At 61.5% G+C, this 9,867-nt stretch carries 7 protein-coding genes and 1 pseudogene; 4 read left to right on the forward strand and 4 right to left on the reverse strand.

Annotated features, from left to right (window positions below; all coding sequences use genetic code 11):
* Positions 1–1,059, reverse strand: a 1,059-nt coding sequence (locus CWO89_RS35265) for a D-alanyl-D-alanine carboxypeptidase family protein (protein ID WP_130583036.1), incomplete at its 3' end; no start/stop codon positions are given.
* A 405-nt stretch (positions 1,060–1,464) separates the two neighbouring features.
* Between CWO89_RS35265 and CWO89_RS35270 the strand changes: the two genes are divergently transcribed.
* The gene (locus tag CWO89_RS35270; protein ID WP_130583037.1) at positions 1,465–1,800 is read left to right on the forward strand and encodes a phasin family protein; all 336 of its coding nucleotides are present in this window, start codon (positions 1,465–1,467) and stop codon (positions 1,798–1,800) included.
* Positions 1,801–1,881: 81 nt separating this feature from the next.
* Here CWO89_RS35270 and CWO89_RS35275 read toward each other — a convergent pair whose 3' ends face one another.
* The gene (locus tag CWO89_RS35275) at positions 1,882–3,552 is read right to left on the reverse strand and encodes a TadE/TadG family type IV pilus assembly protein (RefSeq protein ID WP_130583038.1); all 1,671 of its coding nucleotides are present in this window, start codon (positions 3,550–3,552) and stop codon (positions 1,882–1,884) included.
* Between the two features lie 493 nt (positions 3,553–4,045).
* On the opposite strand from CWO89_RS35275, the gene clpS reads away from it, so the two are divergent.
* A complete protein-coding gene (clpS, locus tag CWO89_RS35280) occupies positions 4,046–4,384 on the forward strand; it encodes an ATP-dependent Clp protease adapter ClpS (RefSeq protein ID WP_165421459.1) in 339 nt (112 codons plus the stop codon).
* A gap of 278 nt (positions 4,385–4,662) precedes the next feature.
* A pseudogene (gene clpA, locus CWO89_RS35285) lies at positions 4,663–7,061 on the forward strand (ATP-dependent Clp protease ATP-binding subunit ClpA).
* Between the two features lie 61 nt (positions 7,062–7,122).
* Here the strand turns inward: clpA and CWO89_RS35290 are convergent.
* Both CWO89_RS35290 and CWO89_RS35295 read right to left on the reverse strand, forming a co-directional pair.
* The gene (locus CWO89_RS35290) at positions 7,123–8,058 is read right to left on the reverse strand and encodes a glycine/sarcosine/betaine reductase selenoprotein B family protein (RefSeq protein WP_130583040.1); all 936 of its coding nucleotides are present in this window, start codon (positions 8,056–8,058) and stop codon (positions 7,123–7,125) included.
* An 18-nt stretch (positions 8,059–8,076) separates the two neighbouring features.
* Entirely contained in the window at positions 8,077–8,724 is a 648-nt protein-coding gene (locus CWO89_RS35295; protein ID WP_130583041.1) for an HAD family hydrolase, read from the reverse strand.
* An 84-nt stretch (positions 8,725–8,808) separates the two neighbouring features.
* Between CWO89_RS35295 and CWO89_RS35300 the strand changes: the two genes are divergently transcribed.
* Positions 8,809–9,756 carry a transglycosylase SLT domain-containing protein gene (locus CWO89_RS35300; RefSeq protein ID WP_394567160.1) on the forward strand — a complete coding sequence of 316 codons (948 nt, stop codon included), beginning with the start codon at positions 8,809–8,811 and terminating at the stop codon, positions 9,754–9,756.
* The last annotated feature ends 111 nt before the right edge of the window (positions 9,757–9,867 follow it).

The following is a 9,867-nucleotide window of genomic DNA, read 5'->3' on the forward strand; positions in this document are numbered from 1 at the left end:
CGGAGCCGCCGGCGTGAGCGCTGCCATTGCGGGCTCAGCGGAGGCGGCGGCGCTGGAAGTGACTTGCGCCGGCTGGTCGTTGCCGCGGGACGGAGTATCAGCTTCCGCGACATTGGTATTGCCATCCGCGACGTTCTTCTCGGTGATGGCGGCGGCGGTGCGGATAGTTGCGCCCTTCTCGAGATTCTCGGCGAGCAGGCTGCGCATGATGGCGTCGCGCGAGCCGCCGCTGCGGCCACCCAACACCACGCCGACCAGATGGCGATTGCCGCGGCGCATCGAGCTGACGAGATTGAAGCCGGAGGCGCGGGTGTAGCCGGTCTTGATGCCGTCGATACCTTCGACCTTGCCGAGCAGGTGGTTGTGATTGCGGATCGACTGTCCCCGATAATTGAACACGGAGGTCGAGAAGTACCGATAGTAGCGCGGGAACCGATCCTGGATCGCGCGGCCGAGGGTGGCCTGGTCGCGCGCGGTCGTCACCTGCTCATCGTTGGGCAGGCCTGAGGCGTTGCGGTAGACCGTCTTGCTCATGCCGAGCGAACGGGCCTTCCGCGTCATCATCTTGGCGAAGTCATCCTCATCGCCGCCAATGGCTTCGGCGATCACGACTGCGGCGTCGTTGGCGGAACGCGTCACCAGGCCCTTGATGGCGTCCTCGACCCTGATGGTCTGGCCGGGCCGGAGGCCAAGCTTGGTGGGAGCCTGTTCTGAGGCGTGCTCCGATACCTGCATCTCCGTATCCAGCTTCATCCTGCCGGCTTCGAGGCGCTCGAACAGCAGATAAAGCGTCATGATCTTGGTCAGCGAGGCCGGATGACGAAGACCATCGGGATTGTTGGATGCCAGCACCGAGCCTGAATTGCCGTCGACGATGATGGAGGAGAATTGGGGGCTATAGCTGTCGCGATCCACCTGATGAGAGCGCACGTGATGACGGTGGCGCGAGCGACGCGCCTCGGCGCTCTCGCTGGAGATCAGGATCGCTGTGGTGAAGGTGATGAGCCCGAGAACGCCAACTCGCAAGACGCGCGAGGAAGCGAAAGTTGTACGAAGCATTTACTTCCCCGTCCCAATTTCTATCTTGATCACCGGCCCGTGAGGCAAAATTGTGCCCGACGGGCCGCTGACATCCCCTGTTCGACGATGGCTTCCGGAAACGAGGCTCCGGTTGCATCGGCCGGCCAGGGTCGCTGTTCTGGCTAAGATGCTGTTCACAAACAGTTTTCAGGCTGCCTGTCGGAAGATGAACCCGTTCGGGAATCAAGGTTAGGCCTGCCGAGTTTCCAAAAGCTTAATTAAGCGTTGCGTAAAGACCCGGGGTTTACGGCAAATTCGAACAATTTGTGCGATGCACAATATCCCTTGACTTGATTGTGCGCCGCACTAGTTTGACGGCGCGTTCGGGGAGTCGGCTTGAGCCGACAATGGGTTTGCGCGAAAAAGTCTTGGGAAAGGATTCCTATGGTCAAGGTTGAAGACATTCAGAACTACGGAAAAGAGCAGATTGAGACGATCACAGCTTCGGCGAACAATCTGCAGAGCGGCGTCCAGGCGATCGCGACCGCCTATGGCGACTACGCGAAGAAGTCGTTCGAGGACACCAAGTCGTTTGTGGAAAAGCTGTCCGGCGTGAAGTCGCTCGAGAAGGCGCTGGAAGCCCAGACCGAGTATGCCCGCTCGGCCTATGAGACCTTCGTTGCGGAATCGCAGAAGATCGCTGGCCTCTACAGCGACTGCGCCAAGCAGACCTTCAAGCCGTTCGAGGGCCTGGTCGCCAAGTTCGGCCCGGCGCACTGATCGACGCTGCCAGCACCAGCTTCCGGAAAACAAAAGCCCGGCCGTCATGGCCGGGCTTTTTTCTTGGTACGGGCAATCGGATTACTTCGCCACTCGCAGCTTGGAGATTTGTGTGAGGATGTTCTTGAATGCAGTCGAAGTCTCGTTCGGGTCCGTGATCATTTGGAAGCTGCCGTTGGGGGTCGTCACGCAATCCTGCAGCACCTGCGATTTCGGGTCTGCGTTGTTGATGTTGACCTGAATCGTGAACACTGTGACGGGGTTGGTCGTGTCCTTCTTGATGTTCCCGCAGAGGATATCCTGACGGGTGTCAATGCTCGACTGAGATGTGCTCCAGCGGTTTTGGGTGTTCAATCCGTCGGACAGCAGGACGATGTAATCCTTGTAGACATAGGTGCTCTCTTTCGCCTTTGCCGCGATGGGACCATTCGTCGTGCTCAGGGACTGCCACCCCCAAGCTAGCCCAACAGCCTGGTTGGTGTTGCCGCTGGGAGTCATGGCGCTGATCTGGTTCTTGAGAGTCTGCCACTGATTGCTCATCGGAGTTATCGTGGCGGGAAGGCAATCGGACCACTGTTCGGCGTAGAACCGCTTTGACGGTGTCCCATCATTGACGGCTGATCCCGGATCGATGTTCTCCGTATCGTGGTCCTGGTCGCGATCGTTGACGCAGCCGGTCCAAGTGCTGTGCGCAGGCCTTGCTGCAGCCGTCGCAGGGGTATCGTCACCGCGCCAAAGGTGACATATCTTGCTTGAGCCGCTCCCATAGCACGAGCATCTGTTAGGACCGAATGATCCGCAACTTGCGCTCGCGCCGCTGACGGTCGTGTAGCACCCATTGTAGTAAATATTGGTTTTGCCGGGAAGTTTCCTGCCGCTATCAAGGCCGGGACAGATGTAGCCGCTCGAAGGTATTTTGCTTGCGGTCTTGGCTCCGGACGTTGTTGCAGGCCGGTCCATACAAACGAAGCCGTGATTGTTTTTCGTGAAAGGGCAGTCCGATCCGGCTACGGCCGTTTTAAAGGCCGCGTTAGCGCTGGTGGATTTGTCGTTTAAGATCGGCGGCTCAGCTTCCCATTCCGCCCAGTTGATCCACGGCGCGTCGACGTAGCCGGTTCCAACGTTGACGTCCTTTGCGAACGGGATGATGGAAATATAGACGTCGCCTTCCTGCTTGTTGTAGGTGGACAACGTATCGATCATGTCTTTGGCCGCCGTTTGCAAGGCCGCCATCTTGCCGTTCTGGGCCATCGATCCGGTGTTATCCAGCACCATTGCTACGCGCATGCGGGTATTGCCCCAGGCAGCGGTCGAGCTGGTGCCGAAATCGAGGGTGGGGTAGCCGGCCATTCTTAGGAAATCGGTCGGCAGGTTACCGGAAGCGGTCACCTGGATCTTCGTTATCCCGCTGCTGTCTTTCGGCGTGTAGGAAGCTTGGACGCTGTCGGGTGAGACCGTCCCGGATTTGTCGGTGTAGAGGGACGCGAAATAGATCTTTGCCTGAGCCTGGATCTGCGAGGTTGTGATGGTTCCGTTGGTGAGATCCTTGGACAGCATCAGCGCCGTCGAGTCGAGCGCCGCCTGCATCGAAGAGCGGGCGGCGTTGACGCGAGAATAGTCGATGGCGGCACCGACGAAGGTGATGATCGGAACCGAAGCCAAGGCAAAAATTACCGCTATATTGCCTTGATCCGCGGCGGCGAACCGGCGGGCCGCTGTACTAAGGCGGTTGAAAATGGCTGTGATGGACATGGCGTTCACCGCAATCTGGTTGGTGCCGCCATTTCTCAGTGCGCCGCTAAATAGGTGGTAAACCGGTCCTCATAAAAACGGGTCAAAGCCAAGGCAAAAGCCGAACGACGGGGACGAAAGCGGACCTATTGTCAATGGTCGCTAAACGAGTGGTCGGCTTCCTTTGTCAAACCCGCCAGAAACGATTAACCTTCGCATGAGCGCCGAGACCCGGGAGTCGGGCCGGCCGTCCTCGTGTGAGCCACGCATCTGTGCTTGCAGCAGGACGGAGCCGGGCCCATATTGCGTTTTGCCGACCCAGCAAAGGATCGGACCGGGAAGCGGCGATCTCTTGAGCGTGCTGGAAGTTCCGTGACGGCTGTTTTCGGCGTTGCGCAACCTCCAAGTGCGTTGCGTGTTTCCTTTGGGGATGTCGAACGCCTGAGCCATGTCGCAGACAGTTTTTGCAACCAATTCGCCCTTATCGGCGCTTGCCGCACCATTAGCGCCCCGGATGGGCAACGACGAGGGCGGCCGTAGTGGGGGGACGACCGGAGGTCCGTCCACCTCGGTCATCACCAAGGTCAAGCCGAAGACCAAGCGCCCCAATCTGTACCGCGTCCTGATCTTGAACGACGACTACACGCCGATGGAGTTCGTCGTTCATGTCTTAGAGAAGTTCTTCAACAAGGACGCGGAAGCGGCGACCAAGATCATGCTACACGTGCACCACCATGGCATCGGGGAGTGCGGGGTTTTCACCTATGAGATTGCCGAGACCAAGGTAACCCAGGTGATGGATTTTGCGCGGAAGCACCAGCATCCGCTGCAATGTGTGATGGAAAAAAAGTAACGCGGGCCCAGCGTCGAGCAGACCCGCCACGAAGCGGAACGGGTCTTGCTTCCGATTTGCCTGAGGGAAATGGTTTGCCTGACGGAAGCAGATGGCGTTCCCGCTGGCTGGCGGGATGTGGCTCTCGGTCGCGGCGCCTTTGCTCGATTGGCTGACCGCTGCGCGAAGCCGGGCTTTTGCCACGATCGTGCGTGACTATATGACAGGGGATGACGAAGGTTGTTGTTGCCTGACCGGGCAATGGCGATCATGATGGCCGGGGGCCATAGAGGAAGCGAATGCCTACTTTTTCCCAAAGCCTTGAACAATCCCTGCATCGTGCATTGGCGATTGCAAACGAGCGTCACCATCAATACGCGACGCTTGAACACCTTCTGCTGTCGCTGATCGACGACTCGGATGCGGCCGCGGTGATGCGGGCCTGCAGCGTCGATCTCGACAAGCTCAGGACCAGTCTCGTCAACTATCTCGAGACCGAATTCGAAAATTTGGTGACTGATGGCGCTGATGACGCGAAGCCGACCGCCGGTTTCCAGCGCGTAATCCAGCGTGCGGTGATCCACGTGCAGTCCTCGGGTCGCGAAGAAGTGACCGGCGCCAATGTGCTGATCGCGATCTTCGCCGAGCGCGAAAGCCACGCCGCCTATTTCCTGCAAGAGCAGGACATGACGCGCTACGACGCGGTCAACTACATCAGCCACGGCATCGCCAAGCGGCCGGGCGTCTCCGAGGCGCGGCCGGTGCGCGGCGTCGACGAGGAGACCGAGACCAAGGGCAACGAGGACTCCAAGAAGAAGGGCGAGGCGCTCGAGACCTATTGCGTCAACCTCAACAAGAAGGCGCGTGACGGCAAGATCGATCCCGTGATCGGCCGCAATGCCGAGATCAGCCGCGCGATCCAGGTGTTGTGCCGCCGGCAGAAGAACAATCCGCTGTTCGTCGGCGAAGCCGGCGTCGGTAAGACCGCGATTGCGGAGGGACTGGCCAAGCGCATCGTCGACAGCGAAGTGCCGGAAGTGCTGGCCGCTGCCACCGTGTTCTCGCTGGACATGGGAACGCTGCTCGCCGGCACGCGCTATCGCGGCGATTTCGAAGAGCGCCTGAAACAGGTGCTGAAGGAACTCGAGGCGCACCCGAACGCGATCCTGTTCATCGACGAGATCCACACCGTGATCGGCGCCGGTGCCACGTCGGGCGGCGCGATGGATGCGTCCAACCTGCTCAAGCCGGCGCTGGCATCGGGCACTATCCGCTGCATGGGCTCGACGACCTACAAGGAATACCGCCAGCATTTCGAGAAGGACCGCGCTTTGGTGCGCCGGTTCCAGAAGATCGACATTAACGAGCCGACGGTGGAAGACGCGATTGCGATCCTCAAGGGCCTCAAGCCCTATTTCGAGGATTACCATCGTCTGAAATACACCAATGAGGCGATCGAGGCGGCAGTGCAGCTTTCCTCGCGCTACATCCACGACCGCAAATTGCCTGACAAGGCGATCGACGTGATCGACGAGTCCGGTGCGGCGCAGATGCTGGTCTCCGAGAACAAGCGCAAGAAGACCATCGGTATCAAGGAGATCGAGACCACGATCGCGACCATGGCGCGGATTCCGCCGAAGAGCGTGTCGAAGGACGATGCCGAGGTGCTGAAGCACCTCGAGCAGACCCTGAAGCGCGTGGTGTTCGGTCAGGACAAGGCGATCGAGTCGCTGTCGGCCTCGATCAAGCTGGCGCGTGCCGGCTTGCGCGAACCGGAGAAGCCGATCGGCTGCTACCTGTTCTCCGGCCCGACCGGCGTCGGCAAGACCGAGGTGGCAAAACAGCTCGCGGCGTCGCTCGGCGTCGAGCTGCTGCGCTTCGACATGTCCGAGTACATGGAGCGGCACACGGTGTCGCGCCTGATCGGTGCACCTCCCGGCTATGTCGGCTTCGACCAGGGCGGCCTGTTGACCGACGGCGTGGACCAGCATCCGCATTGCGTGGTGTTGCTCGACGAAATCGAAAAGGCGCATCCGGATCTCTACAACGTGCTGCTGCAGATCATGGATCACGGCAGGCTGACCGACCATAACGGTAAGCAGGTCAACTTCCGCAATGTGATCCTGATCATGACCACGAATGCGGGCGCGGCCGATCTTGCACGGCAGGCCTTCGGCTTCACCCGTAGCAAGCGGGAAGGCGACGACCACGAGGCGATCAATCGCCAGTTCGCGCCGGAATTCCGCAACCGGCTCGATGCGATCGTCTCTTTTGCGCATCTCAATGCCGAGGTGATCGGCATGGTGGTCGAGAAGTTCGTGCTTCAGCTTGAGGCGCAGCTCGCGGACCGCGACGTCACCATCGAGCTGTCCGAGCCCGCAAAGGCATGGCTGATCGAGAATGGCTATGATGAGCAGATGGGCGCCGCCCGATGGCGCGGGTGATCCAGGAGCACATCAAGAAGCCGCTGGCCGATGAAGTGCTGTTCGGTCAGCTCAAGGGCGGCGGCCATGTCCGTGTCGTCCTGGTCAAGGACGAGGCAACCGGCAAGGACAAGATCGGCTTCGAGTTCGTCGAAGGCCCGGTCACGCCGAAGCCGGAGAAGCTCCCCGGCGCCCGCAAGCGCAAGCCGAAGCCGGGCGGTCCCAACGGCGGTGGCTCCAAGGGGCCAGCGCGCGGACCGCTGGTGAAGGTGTGATAGCGTTGTGATCGATCATCAAAAAAGGCCGGCTGCAAAGCCGGCCTTTTTCATTGAGGGACTACGCCGCGCTCTCGCGGATGCCCTTCGCGATTTCCTTCTGCGCGTCGAACTCGCGGCGGAGCCGCGCCAGTTCCTCGGCGCTCAGCGCGTCGGCGTTGCTGTAGTCGCGCTTCCAGGAATGGTCTGCGCTCCAGCGCAGCGGCGACTGCACCGTCGTCTGCGGCGCTGGCGCGGACTCCAGCACGCGCAACGCAAGCTCCAGCGTGAACGCCTGCGAAGCCACATCGTGCGGCTTGCCGGCTGAATTGCCGAGCGGGAAATCGCTGAACAGGAATCGCGGCACGGCGGCGTGCTCGACGATATCCTTGGCGCAACCCATCACGACGGTCGAAATGCCGCCGGCCTCGAGATGCCGTGCCACCAGGCTGACGGTCTGGTGGCACACCGGGCAGTTCGGTACCAGGACGGCGGCATCGACGCCATCAGCGCGGCAGCGCGCCAGGATCTCCGGCGCATCGGTATCGATGGTGACGCGGTGGCTGCGGTTGGTGGGCGCGCCGAAGAAGCGCGGCGCGATCTCGCCGATCCGTCCTTCCTCCGCCAGCCGCCGCAATTGCGGCAACGGGAACCAAGTGCCGCTGTCTTTGGCCGAGCTGTGCACGCGGTCATAGGCGATGTGGGAAATGCGCAGATCGTGCTGCTTCGATGTGTCGCCGTCATAGACCTGATAAAACTTGGCGCCGCCGTTATATTTCGCCCCTGGTCCCTGATCGCCCTTGGCGGGATCGAACGGCGCCGCCGTGGTGATGATGGTGACGCGGGATTCGGCGAGCGGCTTGCGCAGCGGCTGGAACGGCGCGCTGGTGTAATGCGCCCACCGATAGGGCGTCGTGTAGCCGATCGCAGCATAGTAGTCGCGCGTGCGTTTCATGTAGCCGATCGGCGCGTCGTCGTCGGGTGCGAAGTCGAGCTGCTGGTCGGACGTTGTTGTCATCTCGTGTGCTCCGAGTGATCAAGCCGGAAGCGATAGGCAATGGTCGAGCAAATTCGGATGGGTCGCGCAAATATGATGTGCGCCGGCACCCTTCAGCTCCTCTTCGCTGCCATAGCCGTAGAGGACGCCGATGGCTGTCATGCCGTTGCTCCGCGCGCCGACGATATCGTGGCTGCGGTCGCCGATCATGATCGCCTGCGTAGGATCCACCTTCGCCGTTTCGAGCGCATGTCGCAACAGCTCGGTCTTGTCGGTGCGCGTGCCGTCGAGCTCCGAGCCGAACACCTGTTCGAAATAGGGACGCAGGCCGAAATGATCGATGATCCGCTCGGCATACACCGCAGGCTTGCTGGTGGCGATGAACATGCGCGGATGCGAGGCGGCCAGCGCGGACAGCGTCTCCTGGATGCCGTGATAGGTCTCGTTCTCGAACAGGCCGATATCGGCGAACCGCTCGCGATAGAGCGCCAAAGCCCGATCAGCGAGCGCATCGCTGCCGACCAGCTTCTTCAGGCTCGCGTGCAGGGGAGGGCCGATGCACCAGGTCAATTCGTCTTCGCTTGGGACCGCCTTGCCCAGCCGCTCGAGCGCGTACTGAATGGAACGGGTGATCCCGGGCTTGGGATTGGTCAGCGTGCCGTCGAGATCAAAATAGATTGTGCGCATTTCGGCCCTGGCGCGTTGATAATGCCCGAGTTTGCTAGTCGGCCCGCCGCCTAAGTCAAGGACTGATTTGTCAGGTCTGAGATGATGCGAATAATCCCGCATTTCAGCGCTACTCTCGCGCTTCTGCTATGGCTGGCACCGGCGGCGGCCGAGGAGCCTGACAGCCGCGTCGTGCACCCGAGCGTCGAGGAACTCGCTCACCCCCCGGAAAAGTCCGAGACCGCGCGCGAAAGCGAGGCGCGGGAAGCGATGTGCCTGATGATCGAATCTGCTGCACGGGCGAACGACCTGCCGCTCGAATTCTTTGCCCGCGTGATCTGGCAGGAGAGCCGGTTTCAGCCCGATGCGGTGGGCCCGATGACGCGGAACGGCCAGCGCGCGCAGGGCATCGCGCAGTTCATGCCGGGAACGGCGAACGAGCGCGGCCTGCTCGATCCCTTCAATCCCGTGCAGGCGCTGCCGAAGTCGGCCGAATTCTTAGGCGAGCTTCGCAGCCAGTTCGGCAATCTCGGTCTTGCTGCAGCGGCCTACAATGCCGGTCCGCGCCGCGTGCAGGACTGGCTCGCCGGCACCGGCTACATGCCGCAAGAAACGCGCAGCTACGTGTACGCGATCACCGGCTCCAGCGTCGACGAATGGGCGGCCGCCGGCCGCGGCGGCAAGATGCCCGCGCGTCCGCCGACGTCGAGCTGCCGCGAACTGATGGCGCTTCTGAAGCGCGCGCCGAACCCGTTCGTCGCTGGGCTCGAGCAGCATGTCACGCTCGCCGCAGCAAAGGTCTGGGGCGTGCAGCTCGCCGCGGGCTTCAACCGCGACAAGGCGCTGGCGATGTATGCGCGTGCGATGAAAAGCCTGAGCAGCGTGATCGGCGACCAGGATCCGAGCCTGCTTAGCGCACCTCTGCGCACGCGCGGGACCGCCACTTTCTACCAGGTGCGCATCGGCGCCGACACGCGGCCCGAGGCCGACAATCTCTGCAACCGCATCCGCAAAGCCGGCGGTGCCTGTTTCGTGTTGCGGAACAGGGTGTGAGAGGGTAGGGCTCGTCATTGCGGGGAGCGAAGCGACGAAGCAATCCATCTCTCCGCAAGCGGCGGCATGGATTGCTTCGCTCCGCTCGCAATGACGGTGGGGCGCTGCTGT

This window comes from Bradyrhizobium sp. Leo170 (assembly GCF_004296405.1).
In the GTDB taxonomy this organism is placed as follows: domain Bacteria; phylum Pseudomonadota; class Alphaproteobacteria; order Rhizobiales; family Xanthobacteraceae; genus Bradyrhizobium.